At 35.1% G+C, this 19,785-nt stretch carries 13 protein-coding genes and 1 pseudogene; 5 read left to right on the top strand and 9 right to left on the bottom strand.

The window, feature by feature from the left end:
- Positions 1 to 163: 163 nt before the first annotated feature.
- On the top strand, positions 164 to 3,106 hold the full coding sequence (locus tag OOL03_RS02295; protein ID WP_264707541.1) for an ankyrin repeat domain-containing protein: 2,943 nt from the start codon (positions 164 to 166) through the stop codon (positions 3,104 to 3,106).
- On the opposite strand, the gene sdhA is transcribed toward OOL03_RS02295, so the two are convergent.
- Together sdhA and gltX are read right to left on the bottom strand one after the other, a co-directional pair.
- A complete protein-coding gene (gene sdhA / locus OOL03_RS02290) occupies positions 3,107 to 4,912 on the bottom strand; it encodes a succinate dehydrogenase flavoprotein subunit (protein ID WP_264707540.1) in 1,806 nt (601 codons plus the stop codon).
- 845 nt (positions 4,913 to 5,757) lie between these two features.
- Positions 5,758 to 7,188, bottom strand: a complete 1,431-nt coding sequence (gene gltX / locus OOL03_RS02285; RefSeq protein ID WP_264707539.1) for a glutamate--tRNA ligase — start codon at positions 7,186 to 7,188, stop codon at positions 5,758 to 5,760.
- A 150-nt stretch (positions 7,189 to 7,338) separates the two neighbouring features.
- Between gltX and OOL03_RS02280 the strand changes: the two genes are divergently transcribed.
- The gene (locus OOL03_RS02280; RefSeq protein WP_264707538.1) at positions 7,339 to 8,094 is read left to right on the top strand and encodes an ankyrin repeat domain-containing protein; all 756 of its coding nucleotides are present in this window, start codon (positions 7,339 to 7,341) and stop codon (positions 8,092 to 8,094) included.
- Positions 8,095 to 8,166: 72 nt separating this feature from the next.
- Positions 8,167 to 10,242 carry an acetyl-CoA carboxylase biotin carboxylase subunit gene (locus OOL03_RS02275; protein ID WP_264707537.1) on the top strand — a complete coding sequence of 692 codons (2,076 nt, stop codon included), beginning with the start codon at positions 8,167 to 8,169 and terminating at the stop codon, positions 10,240 to 10,242.
- On the opposite strand, the gene OOL03_RS02270 is transcribed toward OOL03_RS02275, so the two are convergent.
- Genes OOL03_RS02270 through OOL03_RS02245 form a run of 6 tightly spaced genes read right to left on the bottom strand, consistent with a single transcriptional unit; the run spans position 10,191 to position 14,802 of the window.
- A complete protein-coding gene (locus tag OOL03_RS02270) occupies positions 10,191 to 11,252 on the bottom strand; it encodes a COX15/CtaA family protein (RefSeq protein WP_264705020.1) in 1,062 nt (353 codons plus the stop codon). The two genes, OOL03_RS02275 and OOL03_RS02270, sit on opposite strands and share 52 nt — an antisense overlap.
- Complete coding sequence (locus OOL03_RS02265; RefSeq protein WP_319803725.1) at positions 11,201 to 12,808, bottom strand: glycosyltransferase family 2 protein; 1,608 nt, start codon at positions 12,806 to 12,808, stop codon at positions 11,201 to 11,203. Before OOL03_RS02265 ends, OOL03_RS02270 begins: the two co-directional genes overlap by 52 nt.
- Before the next feature lie 14 nt (positions 12,809 to 12,822).
- Positions 12,823 to 13,299, bottom strand: coding sequence for a F0F1 ATP synthase subunit B family protein (locus OOL03_RS02260; protein ID WP_077188071.1), 477 nt, complete (start codon positions 13,297 to 13,299; stop codon positions 12,823 to 12,825).
- An 8-nt stretch (positions 13,300 to 13,307) separates the two neighbouring features.
- The gene (locus OOL03_RS02255; RefSeq protein WP_264707535.1) at positions 13,308 to 13,787 is read right to left on the bottom strand and encodes a F0F1 ATP synthase subunit B family protein; all 480 of its coding nucleotides are present in this window, start codon (positions 13,785 to 13,787) and stop codon (positions 13,308 to 13,310) included.
- Positions 13,788 to 13,790: 3 nt separating this feature from the next.
- Complete coding sequence (locus OOL03_RS02250) at positions 13,791 to 14,018, bottom strand: F0F1 ATP synthase subunit C (RefSeq protein WP_006014985.1); 228 nt, start codon at positions 14,016 to 14,018, stop codon at positions 13,791 to 13,793.
- A gap of 58 nt (positions 14,019 to 14,076) precedes the next feature.
- Positions 14,077 to 14,802 (bottom strand): F0F1 ATP synthase subunit A, encoded by a 726-nt coding sequence (locus OOL03_RS02245; protein ID WP_022626288.1) that lies wholly within the window; start codon positions 14,800 to 14,802, stop codon positions 14,077 to 14,079.
- 229 nt (positions 14,803 to 15,031) lie between these two features.
- On the opposite strand from OOL03_RS02245, the gene OOL03_RS02240 reads away from it, so the two are divergent.
- On the top strand, positions 15,032 to 15,319 hold the full coding sequence (locus OOL03_RS02240; protein WP_077188073.1) for a hypothetical protein: 288 nt from the start codon (positions 15,032 to 15,034) through the stop codon (positions 15,317 to 15,319).
- Between the two features lie 120 nt (positions 15,320 to 15,439).
- Positions 15,440 to 17,779: a phenylalanine--tRNA ligase subunit beta gene (gene pheT / locus OOL03_RS02235; RefSeq protein ID WP_264707534.1), complete on the top strand. Its 2,340-nt coding sequence runs from the start codon at positions 15,440 to 15,442 to the stop codon at positions 17,777 to 17,779.
- On the opposite strand, the pseudogene OOL03_RS06945 reads toward pheT, so the two are convergent.
- Positions 17,770 to 19,781 (bottom strand): annotated as a pseudogene (locus OOL03_RS06945) (hypothetical protein); the annotation flags it as partial. The gene pheT and the pseudogene OOL03_RS06945 overlap by 10 nt on opposite strands.
- Positions 19,782 to 19,785 lie beyond the last annotated feature (4 nt).

The raw sequence follows: 19,785 nt of genomic DNA, 5'->3' as shown, positions 1-19,785 counted from the left end.
AGGTTTAACTATGACGGCAAATTTTCTCACAGAAATTAATTTTCTGCCTTTCCACCTATATTTTGATCACATATACAACGTTTAGCTCAATTTAAAAGTCAAACTTCTTGGTTGTTAGTTTAGTGCTGACAACTTAAATAGCTTTTAATATTGAGGTTTTAGTATGGGTATAGATATAACTGCACTAACTACTAATGCAGATAAATTAGGTGAATGCATAGATAAAAATAAAAAGCAAGAGCAGGATAGAAAAGACGAGCAATTGTATGGCATTATAGAGAGAAAGGTAAAAAAAGAAGAACACAAGCGTGAAAAACCAAGAGGTCAAGATGGAACCCTCAAGAAGTGTAAAAGGTTATTTGAAAAAGATGCTAGTCCTGAAGTATTAACTAAATTAGAAGAATCACTTAGAGAACAAGAAAAATATTATAGGTATTATGTCCAATGCTTCCTTCCAGTGCTAGATAAAGCAATAGAACGATCGAAAAAAATATCAAATGAAACAAAAGAGCGAGTAAAGCAAGCAATTTCAGAAATTACTTATAATAGCAGATATTGTTTTACCCACAACCGTAGGGACAGCGAAACAGAGAGTGGCTACAGCAGTGATGTTGAAGATGATCATGAAGTAGAAATAAGCAACGAAATAACAAATAACAATGCTCTACTACTAAAAGCGATCAAAAATGGAAATAACAGGAAATTTAGAAAATATCTAAAAGATTGTACGGATATTAGCAGCATAAAAGCTGAAGAAGGGAAAAATATTTTACACCTCATTGCGTCGTTGGAAAAGAAACAGAAATGCAAGTTTCTGGGTACCCTAATAAAAACGGTCACCAAGGAAGATTTAGCACAACTTGTTGATAGTGAAAATCAGGACGAAAAAACTCCTCTTCAGGTGGCACTAATTAACAAGGTAACAAAAGAAAAACATGAGTCTAATACAATTCGAAGTAACGATAACACACTTAAGTTTCTTACAAAATTGTTAGAGCATGGAGCCAGCTCTGATAATTTAGAATTATCTACAAAAGAATTACAAAACTTAAAAGAGGAGCAAAAGACATACTACCGTAATTTCTTAGAAAAATTAGCAGAGCAAGGAAAGAAATCTAAATTAAAGCCAGAAATAAGAATCAATACAGAAGCAAAAATTAAAGAAATTATACCACATACCATAAATACTCCAGATAGTAATGATAATTATCTATTACATCCAGTAATTAAAAATAGTGATAAAAAACTTTTTAAAGAACTATTGGAAAAAGGGGCGGATATTAGCCTTAAAGACACAGATGGTAATAATGCTCTACACTTGATTGTTAAACCTGAAACAAAACAAAAACTTGAACTTCTCAATATATTGCTAGAAGCAGGTCAAAAAGAGCAATTTATAAAAGCTGTAAATGATAAAAACAAAGAAGGGCAAACACCGCTCTATCAACTACTCCAGCGCATACAAGAAAAGAGTAAAGAGCCTTCATTGAAAAATAAAATAAAAAATGTAGTAAAAAAAGAATTTAAGGATACTGGCAGGTATAAAACCTTAGAGTTATTTCTACAAAATGGTGCAGATATTACTGTGCAAGATAAAGATGAAAAAAATGCTCTGCACTATATTGCTTCATTCAAAGGAGAACAAAAAGTTGCATGTTTGAAGTTGACTTTAGGTAAGGATGAATTTAGTAAGGCTATAAATGCTGTTAACGGGAAAGAGCAAACACCTCTTCATCAGTTGCTTCAGCATATAAAAGAAAAGAATGAGGATCGATCATGTACAGATAGAAAATTTGAAAAAACAAATAGATATAAAGCCTTAGAGTTATTTCTACAAAATGGTGCAGATATTACTGTGCAAGATAAAGATGAAAAAAATGCTCTGCACTATATTGCTTTACTAAAAGGAGAACAAAAAGTTACATGTTTAGAGTTGATTTCAAATAAAGATGATGCTGTAAATACTACTAACAAGGAAGGGCAAACACCGCTCCATCAGGTACTCCAGCGCATACAAGAAAAGAGTAAAGAACCTTCATTGAAAAATAAAATAAAGAATGTAATAAAAAAAGAATTTAAGGATACTGGCAGGTATAAAACCTTAGAGTTATTTCTACAAAATGGTGCAGATATTACTGTGCAAGATAAAGATGGAAAAAATGCTCTGCACTATATTGCTTCATTCAAAGGAGAACAAAAAGTTACATGTTTGGAATTGATTTTAGGTTTAGTAAAAAATGGAACAATATCTAAAGATAAATTAGGTAAAGCTATAAATGCTAAGAATGGAGAAGGGAACACACCCCTAGAATTGGCATTAAAGAAAAAAGCAGAAAAAAGAAGTATCGAACACCTATTGCAAGGAACAATTTTTGATACAGCAACTGCTTATGACAATACAACAAAATTTTGTACAATGCTGCTAGAAATAGGCGCTGATCCCTGTTCTCTGGAGCTGAAAGATCCAAAATTCCATACTAAAAAGTACTATTTAACTTTACGAGATCTAAAAGATTATTCAGGGACTCCACAGAAAGCACAGGAGAAAGCTAAAGAACTAAAAGAGAAGCTTGAAGAAAAATACCACTGTGGAACTGCTTCGAAAAAATGCAAGTCTGGCATTAAAAAGCTAGGTTCTGCTATAAAGAAAACAGGATCTGCTGTAGCAGGATTCATAGATCCAGCAAAAAGGACCCGCGAATTGTTAGCAATCACGATAACGATTACTGTTATTGCAATGGTAACATTTGCTTTCTTTCAGGGTCAAATGGCAATTGGAGCAGCCATTCCTATCATAGCTACTGCTGGAGTTATATGCCTTACTTTAACTTTAGGATTTAGTGGTATTAAGAAACTTTTTGAAAAATCAACCAACAAAGCACAGGACACATTTAACGACAAAAACCGCTCTAATTCAACAACAGAGCAGAATCAAGCTTCGAAGAACCTTGTTAATAATGATCAACAGAATTTAAGGAATGAGACTAAAAATCAAGCAGTACAAGAGTCACCAAATCAATCAGAGCATACTGAGAGTCCTCCAGACACTAAAATGAGTGCCATATCAATAATGAACTCGTTGAAAAATTGTGTAGGGATAGTGTAACTAGTAAACCCTCTTCTCTGGCGCTATGAAATCAATCTCACCGCTCAGAGTTTTTTCAGCCACTTTTTTATAATCAATTTTTACGTTAATTTGCCCTTTCTTTTCTTCAAGCCACGCTATAGTGTGCTTCATCCAGTTTTTGTCATCACGTTCAGGAAAGTCTTCACGAGCATGGGCACCTCTGCTTTCCTCGCGATTAGCTGCGCATTCCATGGTAATAACCGCTTGTGGGATCATGTTAGCAAGCTCCAGTGCTTCAACTAAATCACTATTCCACATCATACTGCGATCCTCAAGTGAAATATCAGGCATCATTTTTGCTACCTTTTTTATAGCTTTTTTGCCTTCTTCTAAAACTTCAGCAACACGGAACACTGATGCGTACTTTTGCATAGTGTTCTGCATTTCGCTGCGTATTTTTGCTACTTTTAGCCCACCGGAGGCAAATCGCATTTTATTAAATCTATCTACTATCCAGTCTGTGCAGTCTGAATGCAATTTTTTATGTGGTGTACCGGATTTTAGTTTCTCTCTTGCTCTGAGCGCTGCAGCTCTACCAAAAACCACAAGATCAAGAAGCGAGTTAGAACCAAGTCGATTTGCACCGTGCACAGAAACACATGCAGCTTCTCCAATTGCAAATAGTCCATCTACCACTTCTTCCTTACCTTGCTTCAGCGTGATCACTTCTCCATAATAATTGGTTGGAATGCCACCCATGTTATAGTGAACAGTCGGAATGACCGGTATTGGATCTTTAGTGACATCAACTCCAGCAAAAGTTCTTGCGGTTTCGCTGATGCCCGGCAATCTGAGTTTTATTACTTCCGGATCAAGATGCGCTATAGTTAAATACATATGATCTTTTTTTGGTCCAACCCCCCTTCCCTCTCTAATTTCAATTGTTATTGCGCGACTTACCACATCACGGGAAGCTAAATCTCTTGCTTTTGGTGCGTAACATTCCATAAACTTCTCGCCCTGAGAATTAACGAGGTACCCCCCTTCACCACGGCATCCTTCTGTCATCAGGCACCCTGAGCCATATATTCCTGTTGGATGAAATTGTACAAATTCCATATCTTCAAGTGGTAATCCAGCCCTTACTACCATGCCATTACCATCACCTGTGCAGGTATGCGCACTTGTTGCAGAGAAATAAACACGTCCATATCCACCTGTTGCTAACACCACTCTATGCGCACGAAATCTATGTAATGTGCCGTCGCATAGCGACCAAGCAAGAACTCCGCAGCATGCTCCGGTTTCGCTATCCATAATTAAATCAATCACAAAGTATTCAACAAAAAATTCAGCGTTGAATTTAAGACACTGCTGATATAGAGTGTGAAGGATTGCGTGCCCAGTCTTATCTGCTGCCGCACAAGTGCGCTGCGCTGATTTTCCTTTACCAAAGTGAGTTGTCATTCCACCAAAGGAACGCTGGTATATTTTGCCATCTTCTGTACGAGAAAAAGGTACGCCAAAATTTTCAAGTTCAATAACAGCTTTAGCAGCGTTTTTACACATATATTCTATTGCATCTTGATCACCAAGCCAGTCTGAACCTTTTATTGTGTCATATGCATGCCAGCGCCAATCGTCTTCACCGATATTACCTAAAGCTGCACTAATTCCGCCTTGTGCTGCAACTGTATGACTTCGTGTAGGGAAAATTTTAGAAATGCAGGCAACTGAAAAATTAGTTGCAGCCATCCCAAGCGTTGCTCTGAGCCCTGCTCCACCTGCACCTACTACTACCACATCATACTCATGTTCTATGATCTCATACGCTGACTTATCCATATTTACTTATTTTATCATTACAGGCTTATGATATCACAGAAGTAGAAAAAATCTATACAAGTTTTCTATAGTTAAGACGTCATGCCGCCGCGGCGCTAACAAGTAGTGGGATGACGGTTGTCGGGGTGTCATGAAAGTAGCTGACACTTGGGGTCTATGTTTTTTCTGGTCACACGTACAGCTGTACGAACATTGTGCTACTAGTAGGGTGTCATGCCAGTGCTTGACACTGGCATCCAGGAATTTTATTAAGTTGGTGAGTATAAAAGTAGCTGTTTTATGTTAAAATACGACGTTTTCGATGAGATTATATGGAAAACTGGATTCCAGTGTCAAGCACTGGAATGACACCTCTCTTGGGCTCTTTTAGCTATAAACATTAAGAAATTTACCAAACGAAAAAAAAGGCAAAAGAAGCCCCGTGGTTATTATCCGCTTTAAAATATTGGCGTTTTTTATGTTTTAAACGCTTGACAAGCGAAATTCAGCTGCTTTTAATTGCAACTAACTTACGCTGCAAATGTTTAAGAAATTTACTAAGCAGAAAAAAAGACAAAGAATCCCCGAGTTAGCTAGTCTTTTACTATCTCTGTCGAGTATTGGCATTTTTTGATGTCTTGTAACGCTTTATAAGCGCGTTCAGCTTATTTAGATAAAAATCTAGATGTAGATGAAGTTTTGTAAAGACATACAGTATCTATATACTGCAAAAAATTGAACATAAGACGCCGATACATTAAGTAATCCTTACCTTTTAATCTGCAGATTGGCGAAAGCAAATACAATAGCTTCAGTTTCATGATAAGGGGGCTGGCGAAGGATGTCAAGTAATTTTCTTATTTCATTTAAATTGCTTGTAACCTTCTTATACACTCATCTTTACCAAGAATCACCATGATATCAATGATTCCAGGTGCATCCATTACTCCAGTTATAGGGGCGCGTAATGAGTGGTATACATCGCTTATTTTCATATCGTGCAATTTTGCACATTCCTTGATCTGAGAAGATAAAAAACCCTTATTCCAATTTTCATCACCGATCTTTGACAGAAATGACGCGAGTAACTTGATTATATCGAGGTTAGATTTGACAATTTGCTCAGCCTCTTCACTTAAATCAAGTGGCGGATCTTGAATATAAAACTTTGCTAAATCCAGCAGTTCGGTCAGGTAGTTTGCTCTTTTTTTTAGCTCTGTCAGTCCCTGCAGTAAATAGCCCTTTTTTTTGTCAGTTAGAGTATTTTCTCTAAGCATTAGAGTCAGAATATCTTCATTGCTCATATTACTAATATAGTGGTTATTCAAATGCTCCAGTTTTTTGAAATCGAGCCGTGCAGGTGAACGACCAATACTTTCTAAATTAAACCACTCTATTGCTTGCTCATCGCTAATAATCTCATCGTTGCCGTGACTCCAGCCAAGTCTCAGCAAGTAATTACGCATCGCTTTTGGCAATATTCCCATCTTTTCATAATCGCAAACGCTTGTGGCACCATGCCTTTTGGATAGCTTATTCCCATCTTCCCCATGGATAAGCGGCACATGTGCAAAGCGTGGAATGTCAAAATCAAGAGCCTGGTATATTAGCAGATGTTTAAAGGTATTAGTGAGATGGTCAGAGCCACGTATTATATCAGTTATTCCAGCATCATGATCGTCAACTACTACGGCAAAAATATATGTTGGAGTGTTGTCAGAGCGTAAGATCACTATATCATCAAGCTGGTTGCTATTTACTTTGATTTGGCCGTATATTTTATCATCAATAACGATCTCTTGCGAATCTGGCACTTTAAAGCGGACAACTGACCTCACACCCGATGTCATTCCAGCGCGTGACCACATATTTTCTTCTGGATCCCAGTGTCGGCTACTTGGATGACAAGAAGGAGGTTTTGTAGTACATTTATGCTTGTATATCTTGCCCTCTTCTCTTGCTTTTATTTTCTTTTCTGCAACTTCATCCTCAGGGCAATAACAGTGATACGCCCTACCCTTCCCAACTAAAAGGTTTGCTACTTCTTTATGCCGCTCTATTCTTTTTGACTGATATACTATTTCCCCATCATAGCTCACACCGAGCCATCTTAGCCCTTCTATAATTGCATCAATTGCTTCTTTCGTTGAACGTTTTCTGTCGGTGTCCTCAATTCTTAGCAAAAACCTGCCACCATGATGCTTTGCATAGAGCCAATTAAATAACGCAGTGCGGGCCCCACCAATGTGCAAAAACCCTGTTGGTGATGGAGCGAATCTCGTGACTATACCTGGCATATTTGTCCGTTACAGTAATATAAATGATGATAGCTAAAATTTATGTTTGTAACAATTTAGAATTTATTTATTCTGAGAGATAAAATTTTATTTATTTTTCATAAATTGTGTTGTATAATTTAGTATTGGTTGAATATAGCGAGGTGAGTTATGGATGGACTTGTAGATATAGCAAAATTGCTTTCAGATAATGAAGCTAATATCAATTGGCGTTACACCGGCCCTTTTGATAAAACAAAACAAAGAGTACAGGCAGATAATCTCCTGCATTTAGCTGCAAGAATACAAAACAAAGGTAAATTTGTAGACATTTGTAAGAAGAACATTGCTTCTGTAACTGCGCATAATGAATATGGAGATAATCCATTTCATGAAGCAGCAAGAAGTGGAATTTTGCTGCCTGCAGTACAAGAGATTGTGAATGACTTAGAGAAGGAAGCTAATAACAAAATTACGAAAGCAGAAGAAGCTGGAGATCGGAAAGAAGTAAGCAGATTGAAAGAGGAACTCAAATGTAATAAAAAATATATTAAAGATGCGCTCTGCAGTAAAGGCTATGCTTTTAATAAGAAGAGGGAAACTCCTCTTTATTACTTAAATGCTGCACAACAGAAAGAAATTAAGCAAATCGCAGGCACAAAAGACAGCTTTATATGTAACCAGAAGTTTCACCTGTGCTTATATATAATAGGAGCGATAGCATGTATCGCTGCTTTATGTTTGTCTTTATACTTTTTATTTTTAGTTTCTCAATCTTTTGCACTAAGCTCGATGGTTGCAATAGCTTCTGGCGGAGTCACATACCTGTCAGTTAAAGCATGTAGCGAGATACATGCCTTGCATAACGAAAGCACTTTAGTGGAAAATGCTAATGTACAACTTGCAGGAGAAAGTTTAGGTGTTTGATGAAGCTAGAAATTACTTGCAGGCAATGATATAGAAATTTACTTTCTTAACTTCAGAAAGTATACTCATACGATGACGGAAAAGAAGTACAGTAAGATTTTAATAGCAAACAGAGGAGAGATTGCCTGCAGGATTATCAGAACTGCTCGTAGGATGGGTATATCTTGTGTGTGCATATACTCGGATGCAGATGTAAATTCTGTGCATGTAAGACAAGCAGATGAGTCAAGATATATCGGCCCTTCGCCATCTTGCCTCAGTTATTTAAACATTGAAAAAATATGTGAAGTAGCAGTTGAAACAGGTGCTGAGGCAGTTCATCCTGGCTATGGTTTTTTAGCAGAGAATCCAGATTTTCCACGTGCTCTTCAAAAACATAATATAGACTTCATCGGTCCCAGTGCAGAAACAATAGAAGTTACAGCCAACAAAATAACAGCAAAAGAAGCTGCAAGAAAAGCTGGAGTGAATGTAGTGCCAGGATATATGGGTAAGATCAGCGATGCTGCCCACGCAGCTCAAGTTGCTGAAGAGATCGGTTTTCCCGTTATGCTTAAAGCTGCATCAGGCGGTGGTGGCAAGGGAATGCGAATTGTAAATTCCAAAAAAGAAATTGAACTAGCGTTCACATCAGCAACAAATGAAGCAGAGAAAAGTTTTAAGGATGGCAGTATCTTTATAGAGAAATATATAGAATTACCAAGACATATCGAAATACAAATCATAGCGGATAAATATGGCAATATAGTATGTCTTGGAGAGAGGGAGTGCTCAATACAAAGGAATAATCAGAAAATAATGGAAGAAACGCCAAGTCCATTTATTAGTGAAGAAGTAAGACAAAAAATGTATGCCCAATGTGTTTCTTTAGCAAAGCAAGTTGGCTATTTTTCAGCAGGTACTGTTGAGTTTGTTGTAGATAAAGACCAAAAATTCTATTTTCTTGAGGTAAATACGAGATTACAAGTTGAGCATCCAGTAACAGAATTTATAACTGGAATAGACATAGTAGAAGAAATGATTAGAACTTCCTGTGGAGAAAAATTAAGGTTCAGTCAGGATGATATTAAACTTACTGGTTCTGCAATAGAAAGTAGAATTTGCGCTGAAGACCCATCGAAGAAATTTTTCCCTTCCAGCGGAAGAATAAAATATTACGATAAACCGGGTGAAAATGATTATGTAAGAATAGATGATGGAGTTGCTGCAGGTTCAGAAATTAGCATGTTCTATGATTCGATGATTGCCAAAGTGATAACATATGGAAAAGATAGAGTAGAAGCGATCAGCAGAATGCAAAAAGCATTGTCTGAATGCTATATAGAAGGAGTAACAAATAATATAGAATTTCTAGAATCCATCTTCCATCACCCAAATTTTATCGCAGCAAAGCTCCATACGAGATTCATTCCAGATCATTACCCTAGTGGGTTTCACGGCGATTTGGTTACAGAGGAGTATATTAAAATATTTATTTTCACTGCGTTATATGTTCATTTGGAAAATGAAGAAAGGTACCATCATAAAGCAGTGAATGAAACATCTCAGGTGTCATTCCAGTGCGTGACACTGGAATCTAGTAAAAAAGAAGGGGCACCAGTATCAGCTACTCGGATGGCAGGTGACTGTGCAAGAGATTTATTCATAGTGAATATAAATGACAATGAGTACTCCGTAAATGCAAAATACCAAGATAATATATTAATAACGGTATATAATCACAATAAATACTCCGTTATAGGCAAGTGGAAATCAAGTTATAGATTGCTATATATCACAATTAATGACGATACCAATATAGCACTTAAAATAGAAAGACAAGGCAGCAAGTACTTCATAAGACATGCAGGTATGAAAGCTGAGTGTTGTATATTAAAACCTCATGTAGCTGAATTAAGTAAGTTAATGCTAAATAATGAAACAGAAGGGATTTCAGTAGATGCTGTAAAATCCCCAATATCTGGCTTATTAGTTAAATTACACGTAAATGTAGGAGATCAGGTAGAAATAGGACAACCTTTATTTGTTGTGGAAGCGATGAAAATGGAAAATATTATATGTGCTGAAGCAGCAATGGTGATAAAAAATATTCCCGTTCAAGAAGGAAAAAATGTGCAGATTGGTGATGTAGTCTGCTTCCTTAAATAACACAAGAAGTATAAACTTGACCCAAACAAGATAAATGAAAACACTTGATGAGCTATGGCAATGGCTATCGGTATGTGCAATAATAGAGTAATTACACCTAAAATGATCTGAATGACGACGGAGAGCAGCATAATATATACCGGTTTTATGCTAGCATTTTTTACTGTGAGTATTACTACCAAAGTTAGTATTAGCAATGCCAGTGCTCGATGTATAAATTGCACTGTCGCTCTGTTCTCAAAGATATTCAGCCATATAGGCTGTAAGAAAAATAAATCTTCTGGAACGATTTGTCCGCCCATTAGTGGAAAGGTATTGTAAATCAAACCAGCATTTAATCCCGCAACAAACGCACCGAAAATTATTTGTATTACAATTAGGGCCAAAATCATCCCTGTATAGTATATAGTGTCACTACTAATCTTAAGTTTAGTTTGCTTTGGCCTGATTTGGTAATCAAAAAATTGATATGACAATAATGCAAAGATAATTAATGCTAATAATAAGTGAAGTGCAAGCCTATAGTGGCTAACATGAGGTTCAGTTACTAAACCACTTTTAACCATATACCAACCAGCAAAAGCTTGTAAAGCTCCAAATAATAATGCCATAAATAGCTTTATTACTACTTTTTTAGATATTTTTCTTCTTAATGTGAAATATATAAATGGCAGGACAAAAACTAAACCTGTTAGTCTTGCAACCAATCTGTGTACATATTCTATTAAGTATATAGCGCGAAACTCCTCCATACTCATACCATAGTTAAGTGCTTTATATTCAGGTGTAGCTTCGTATTTTAATTTTTCTTGTAGCCAGTCTTGTCCACTCAGTGGTGGCAATGTTCCAGTGATGGGTTTCCACTCTGTGATTGACAATCCTGCTTTTGAAAGTCTGGTAAATCCACCAATCCCCACCATGAGAATTACCATGATACAGCAGAGAAAAAGCCAAATAGCTACAGGTTTTGATTGCTTTTGTTCCATAAACCATGCTGAGTTTTGTTCCATCGCTCAGGGTAAAGAATAAATTCCCACAAGGCAAGAAAAGCTGCTGCACTATGTAGCAGACTATAGACCGGAAAAAATATCGATACTATATAAAAATAAAAAGGCATCTTTTGCTGTTTGACAGCTATTACCAAAAGAATCAGGTTAGTAACGTATACCACTACACAGTAGTACAAAAATAATTCATTTAAAACTTTAGTTAATATCAATGAAAGCAGTAAAAATGGAGTAGTAAAAAATATAAAAGCTGCAGAGCCAACAAAAAGATTCAATAGCAAAATTCCCTTAAATCCAGTGTGTTTATAAAGTGACTTTATATTTTTTAAATGAACAATATAAGTTTGCATATAGCCTTTGATCCAGCGCGCTCTTTGCTTAATCCAAGCAAATACAGCAATTGGTGACTCTTCCAATGTTTCTGAGTCAATCATCCTGGTTTTATATCCCATTTGCGCAAGTCTCAAACCGAGGTCAGCATCTTCGGTAACACTGTAAGCATCCCAGAAAAACACTTTTTTTAGAATTTTTACTGAAAAATGATTACTGCTACCACCCAAAGGCATTGGCATGTTCATTTTTTGGAATCCAGGCAATAAGTATTGAAACCAGTTCATATACTCCAGAGAAAAGGATTTTGTGAGAAAATTATAATCACAATTATAGTAATTTAATTTCGCCTGTACACAGGCAAGCTTATCGTCGTCCTTATTAAATTCAATCAGTGCTTTTTTTAACTGCAATGGGTCTGGTTTATCGTCCGCATCATATATTACTGCATACTTTCCTCTAGCAAAGCTCATAGCATAATTGCATGACTTGGCTTTTGTTCTAGGCAAAGAATGAGGCACTTTTATTACTTCAAAATACTGCGGTAAAGTGTACTTTTCTATAGCTGCTAGCGTTTCTTGGTCATCACTTTCTACCTGAAGCTTCACATCTAATTTTGATTTTGGATAATCCAAACTTTCAATGCTTTCGATCAATTGCTCTATCACTGCACTTTCTTTAAAAGCAGGCAATAAAATAGTATATATAGGAAAATCTTCTTCATTCAGCTTACTATAATCCACTTTTTGGTTGGAGGTTTCACATAAGCTAAAAACTGTAGCTATAAACTTGAATAAATAACTAGAACATCCGATTATAAATATCAACATCAAAGCAAAATATGTATATTTCTCTGTTAGTGTTAAAATTGAAGTTACAATAAAGAAAGAAGCAAAAAATATTGAGCTTAGTTTAATGCTTTTAGCTGAAAAATTAGGATTCTTGTAATATAAGTAGTTGCTTGCAAATTCTGAAATACCAAAGTGCGAGTTAAGAAGATTTAAAATCTGTTCGCTATCCACTTTTATTAATACATAGTCAATACCGTAATGAGCTTCGACCCAACGGTTGATATCTCGGCTTGTGTCTTCAACCATAAAAAAAGTAGTATTATTTAATTTTTGCCAAGGAATTATATTAAATTTATAGTAAAAAAGTTTCTCTGGCTCTTTGCACAAACTAGAATCAAACTTAATTTTTTCTACATTATCAGCTTGAAGTATAGGCAATTGTTGCATTGAACCTAATGCAATTTTTTATTTAAGTCACGTGAAAATGAAGATATGACCTCGCTACTACGCTTATCATCTTTACGTTCATGCATTATTTTTTTTACAGCATCAGCAGCTATATTCACTGTGTTAGTCTGTAAATCCCCAAGAGCTTTTTCAACTTGGTCAGTGACTTTCTTCAAGTTAGAATGGGCATTGTCATCTAATGTCTGATCTAGCTGCTGTCTATTGTGCTTAATGATACTATTAGCTTTATCAAGTGCTTCATTCATCATTTTATTAACTTCTGCATCTAATTCTTTGTATTTTTTAGAAGATTTTTTGTAATACTCCAACATATCTTTCCTGAATTTTTCAGTTTCTTCACTTGAAAATTTGCTTTTGTTACGCTTATTGTTAAGCGCATTTTTTATCACTTTCTTTAGCAATTTATACGAAAGGACAAAACTTACCAAGAAGGCAAGACCGATAATCAGTGATGTAGACATAAAAACCCCTAAAATTCTTTGGACACCAAGTCAGCAATAAATTCCTCTTCAATTTCAGAATTAGTCAATTTAGTATAATAAATTAAAGCAATACTAGTAGCCATTTGTTTTAACTGATCAGTATATTCAGATTTAAATTCTGCCACTTTTTTTTCAATAAGCTTGCTCTTTTTTTTGTCTTCCTCTTCTAATATATTCTGAACATTAGCTCTCATTTCTTCTACCTGAGCAAGTGCATCATCTATGATTTTTTTTGCCTGTATTCTAGCTTGGTTTAAAGCGGAATTATACTTGGCAATCTGCTCTTCCGTGAGTCTTAAAAGATGAACAGAACTATTAAAAGAACCCAATACTTCTTTACTTCTAGTGCTTATTATTTTATCTAACTTTGGTAAAAATAAACAACTTACCACGAAAAAAAGTGAAGAGAAAAAAATTAAAAACCAAAAAACTTGAGAAAAGAAGGTTGAAACATCAAGCTGTGGCATCTGTTAAGCAGCAAATATTAATAACATTGCAAGTACAAACGCAAGCAATCCCATGATTTCAACCATGGCAGCACCAATATAAACATAACTTTTCATTTTACCTTCTGATTCAGGGTTTCTCGCAATCCCATTTAACATAGCAGAAAAGATATTAGCTATACCTAAACCAGCACCGAGCATTCCAAACACAGCTAAACCAATTGCTATAAACTTTAAAGCTACTAAATCCATATATTACCTTTAATTTTTCTTTATAATATAATTGTAAAATATTCTACAAGGAAGTCAATTACTTTACTGCATCTGACAAATATACACATGTTAATATAGTAAATATATAAGCTTGTAAAATTGCAACAAATACTTCAAATCCTATCAATGCAATTATGAACAAAAACGGCGCAGGAGTGAAAAATATGTTCATGTTTACAATAAACCCTGCTATCACTTTGATGATTGTATGACCAGCAATCATATTTGCTGCAAGCCTTATTGATAGGCTAACCGGCCTTACTAAATAAGCAAACAACTTAATAATAATTATTATAGGTGCAAGCCACGAAGGAGTTCCTTTTGGTAGCAATATGCGTAAAAATTCTACTCCCCTTTCTTTAAATCCAACAATCGTTATATAAATAAAAACCACCATCGATAAAGCGAAGGTGACTATCACATGACTTGTGACCGTGAAACTATAAGGAAGAACACCAACTAAATTACACGATAAAATGAAAATAAATACTGTGAATATCAATGGAATGTGCTGCAAGCCTTTGCTTCCAGTGTTATTTTCTATTATTGAAATAACAAAATCATATACATACTCAACTGCAGCTTGCAAATATCCTGGTATTACTGACCCCTTCTTTATTCCAAAAAGCAAAAAGAGTATCATCAATATCACCGAAATCATCGTGAAAAAAGATGAATTGGTAAAGCTTACGTCATACCCAAATAACCTAGGTAACTCTATTATTGTATATACTTTAAATTGCTCTAGCGGATTTAACGCCATTTTGACCCTATGTACTTGAACTATAACAGTAAATAAAGTATGAATTTTATAGGACAAAGTCAAGGGTTAAGATAAGGCTCTGTGTTATTATAACATTGATACATTAACAAAATATGTAATTAGAGTGTTAATTACAGTCAGCTCTGTATTTTAAAATTTACTAATCTTATTAAATTATTTAACTTAACATCTTATTTTAATTATAATTTAATTTTTAGTGAGGTATATAATGAACGAAATAGATTTTATTAACGCTAATCATCCTTTAAATTTAGAGCAGGAATTTGGTAACGGATACATCAAATTGACAGATGGTTCCTTTAACGAATATACTGGCCATTATCAAATAGGAAGCGAAATACTAGATGAAAGCCATAATATGATAGGAGACTTAACTATAGATGGCTACATTCATAGCTTCCATGCAGATACCCACAATATGAATCTTAAATCCTTTACGGAGATAGATTTAAAAGGTGATATAAAGAAGATAAATTCTCTTTACAAGAAGATATAAAGTTACAAAAACTTCTGCATCATTGCTTGTGATACAGAAGTCACTTTTCATTCCACTACAATAAGCTTTAAAATCACTACATTTTACATTACAATAACTTTTTCACTTCTTTTTAGGTCCATGAAATTCACATTATCTTGGTTATTAGAACACTTAGAAACCAATGCTAGTTTAGAAGAAATTACCGATAAATTAACTCACATAGGGTTAGAAGTAGAAGATGTGATCGATAATTCCAGATTGACTGGGTTTATTGTTGCAGAGGTATTAGAAGTCGTACCTCATCCAAATGCTGATAAATTAAAATTATGTAAAGTAAATGATGGAAGTAAAATTCTACAAATAGTCTGTGGAGCAAACAATGTTAGAGAAGGTATGAAAACTGTACTTGCATCTCTTGGTAGCACGTTGCCAGAAAGTGATCTCACAATTAAGTCCACAAAAATACGAGGAATGCTAAGTGAAGGGATGCTCTGCTCTGCTTCTGAACTTGCGCTGGTTCAAGAGGAAAGTGAAGGAATAATCGAGCTTTCCGATGATTATAAAGTAGGGGATAAATTTTTCAATTGTGACCCTGTAATTGATATAAATGTTACTCCAAACCGTGGAGATTGCTTAGGCATTTATGGAATAGCTCGCGACCTTGCTGCAACTGGAATTGGGACATTAAAGACTTTAAGCATTCCACAACTTACCAGCTCCATAAATTCACCAATCGATGTTGAAGTTACTGACGGGGAAAGTTTTATTAGTGGAATATACATCGCCAATGTAAAAAATCAAGAAAGCCCAAAATGGTTAAAAGATAGGCTGGAATCGATAGGAATGCGCTCCATTTCTGCAATAGTTGATATCACGAACTATATTATGATATCTTTCAGCCGCCCAATGCACGCGTATGATGCAAAAAAAATAGAAGGAGAGCTCACAGTACGCAAAGCAAACGACGGAGAAAAATTTGCTGGTTTGAACGGTAAAGAATACTTATTAAACAAAGACATAAGCGTTATTGCAGGTGATAAAAATATTCATGGAATTGCTGGAATTATAGGTGGTAAGTGCAGTGAATGTACTCTTGAAACTACTGATATCTTTTTAGAGTCTGCTTGGTTCGATCCTATCTCTATTACTAAATCTTCAAGGCAGCTCGGCATCTCCACAGACGCTAGTTACAGATTTGCACGTTCAGTTGATCCTGGATTTACTTTTGATGGACTCAACCTTGCAGCTAAAATGATTCTGGACTTATGTGGTGGAGAAACCTCAAGCGTAGTGTCTGCTGGCAGTTTAGATAGTGCTGACACCAAGGTGAGCTTTGATTATCAGGATGTGAACAAGTTTGGAAGTGTGTCTGTATCGCCTGATGAGGTGCTTGATATCTTAACGAAACTAGGGTTTAGTATTGATAAAAAAACCGAAGGCAATTGGAATGTACAAGTACCAAGCTGGAGACCGGACGTGACAATACCGGCTGACCTAATCGAAGAAGTAACAAGGATATACGGCTATGACAAAATAAAAGAAGAACCACTACCAAATAATGTTGAAGAAGTAGATAGTACATGCGACAATTTGCGTATTTTGATGACAAACAGAGGGTTTCATGAAGTGCTAACCTGGTCGTTTATGAGTGAATCAACAGCTGAAAAATTTGGTTACTCGAATAAGTTATTTATCATCGATAATCCGTTTAACAATAGCTTTAATATAATGAGACCAAGTATTATGCCAAATTTATTGCAAGTTACTGCTGATAATATTGCCCATGGAATATCTGATCTTGCAATCTTCGAAATTGGGCCGATTTACGATGGTGAAGCTCGGTCTAAACATGTTTTAAGTGGGATAAGAACAGGAAATAATTTACCGCGAAACCATTATAATACTGATAGAAAAGTAGATGTTTTTGACGCAAAGGCTGATTGCATAGCAGCTTTGGAGTTTTTTAACGTCAATTGTGATAATTTAACGATAGAGAGAGCAGAAAAAGAACATTATCACCCAGGAAAGTCAGGCACTCTCTCTTTTAAGAATAAAGTAGCAGGTTATTTTGGAGAGTTGCATCCTAATATATTAGATCTTTTTGATATCAAGCAAAAAGTTGTAGGTTTTGAGGTGATATTAGAAAATATTGAAAATTTACCTGTAAGTAGAAAGAAATTTATCGATTATAAATACCAAAGTGTAAAACGTGATTTTGCATTTATTGTAAATAAGGATGTGAAAGTAGGTAACATAATCAATGTGGTAAAAAAAAGCTCAGAGCTCATCACAGAAGTTTTAGTATTTGACGTATACCATGGAAATAATATAGAATCGAATAAGATGTCTATAGCATTGTCAGTTACTTTCTGCTCTCCAACTCACACTTTAACTGAAAAAGAGATCCAAAAAGAATCAAGTGCTATAGTTAATTTAGTATGTGAAAATACCGGAGGAACTTTGAGAACTTATCGTTGAGTCACAATCATAGTTTCCTGCCGTTGCTGTGTCACACTTACTTCATCCAATTTATTTCCAATATTGAATTCAATATCCTTGAAAAATCTATCCCACATTCCATGCAAATGCTCTTCTATTTTAGGCCACACATCATTTTTAAATGTTACCCCATCATCAGAAAATAAATTACCTAAAAAGGCTCCAATACCTTCATAATTTGACTGAAAACATTGAAGAAATGTCTCTCCTTCTTTATAAGTATTATGTGCCACATTTAACGCTTTTCTCTCTGTAGTCTCTTTATAAGCATTTGATGCTCCAATCTTTATTGCACCAAACATAACTTTACTCCAGTTCTTAACTTTCTGTATACAACCTTCACTATTTCCTGGTATATTATTTATTATATCTTTTGTCAAATTATCTATCAAAGGAGACAATAAACCTTGATAAAAGTGCTTGATATTATTTTTTGTTTTTATCACAGGACTTTTTATGCATTTTTCTGCCAAATAGTATTCAAGTTCCGCTTCCTCTAACAACTTCTTAACTGCTTCTTCGTTAAAAGTTTCACGCTCGAACTCCTTCAGTAAATCATCCTCTATTATTGCAAACTTTATTTTTTCGCGAGATTCTAGTTCTTCTATATAATTATTTTTTGTTTCTTCATTTATCAACAATCCTTTTTCTTCTAATTCTAACTGTTTTAATGCTTTGAGAATTTCTTGGTTATTTTTCAAATGCTTCTCTATTAATTTTGTACTTGGATGCTGTTCTCCTTTCCTATTTCGCTCACCTTTATTACTTTCCTTAACGATATAGGTTGCTCTAAGCATTCTGCAATTTCCGCTCGGTGCGCATTAATCCTCTGTACTAAATCCGGCTCCTTTTCCTCTAACAGCTTACATGAATCCTCTATACCCTTTGCTTGGCCTTTGAGTACATTTTGTTTTTTGCATTTCGTTATTTCTAAATATATCTTTGCTACAAAAGCATTTGCTTTATCTGAAGCTTCTTTTAAATTCTCACTCAAAGAACCTTTTATCTCCTTTTCTAAATCCCGAAACTGGTCTATTAAGCTGAGCATGCCTAATAGGCCTAACTCACCCTTGGCTTTTTTCATTACTGATTTTACTAGCCTTTGCTCAACTTCTTGATCATCATACTCGAACTTAAAAAGACCTTCTAACCTTCTTCTTAAAACATCACCTGCTAAATTATTCTTTTTTACATCTCCATATATTTCTTTCAATTTTTCATGTATCCTAATATATCTTTTTTGTCCTTCTTTTTTTAAAAGATTAATCTCTTCTTTAGCATTACCTAGAGCTGTCTCTGTTTCTCTACTATGTATATATTTATAAACATCAATAATTGTTCTCTTAGCTATCTTCCCTTCTTCTTTAAGCCGCTTCCATTCTGCTTTAAATATAGGAAGCTCACTATCATCTAAAACATCCGGTACTTTTGCTCCTGCTTTTTTCAGATCTCTTATTATCACTTCTTTCTCACCTGGTAATTCCTTACCTTGACTTTCTAATTCCTGTCTCACTAAAGAATTTTTTATCTCATCTTCCAGTGAAAAACCTTCTTTCCGTCTATCCAGCTGAAACCTAACTGCTTGTATAAAGGCAACTTGATAGGCGTTGTATATTAAGTGAGTTGTCAACTTAAAATCTATGCTACTTACCACTTTTAACCTGAATTCGTCCAACAATTCCTTCAATTTATCATATGTAATCTCTTTCTTTTCTAGCTTTATCAGTTCTTCCATAGTCTTCGCAAATTCTTGAATAGAAGTTGCAAGCACATCCTTGATTTCATTGCGTAAGGGCTTAAGACCATTTTTTAAATTGATGTTAGTTGACAATTTCAGTACGATGCTATGCTCTGAATCCCGCGTCACATCAAACCACTTGTTATTTTCATTTTCATACAAATCTCTAAGCAATCGTTTAAATTGCGGTGGAAATTCTATTTCCATATCCCACGCAATATTTGGTCCAGTATAGCATTTCTCATAA

Origin of the sequence: Wolbachia endosymbiont (group A) of Acrocera orbiculus (assembly GCF_947250015.1) — a bacterium.
In the GTDB taxonomy this organism is placed as follows: Bacteria; Pseudomonadota; Alphaproteobacteria; order Rickettsiales; family Anaplasmataceae; genus Wolbachia; species Wolbachia pipientis.
This window is presented reverse-complemented; position numbering and strand designations above follow the sequence as displayed.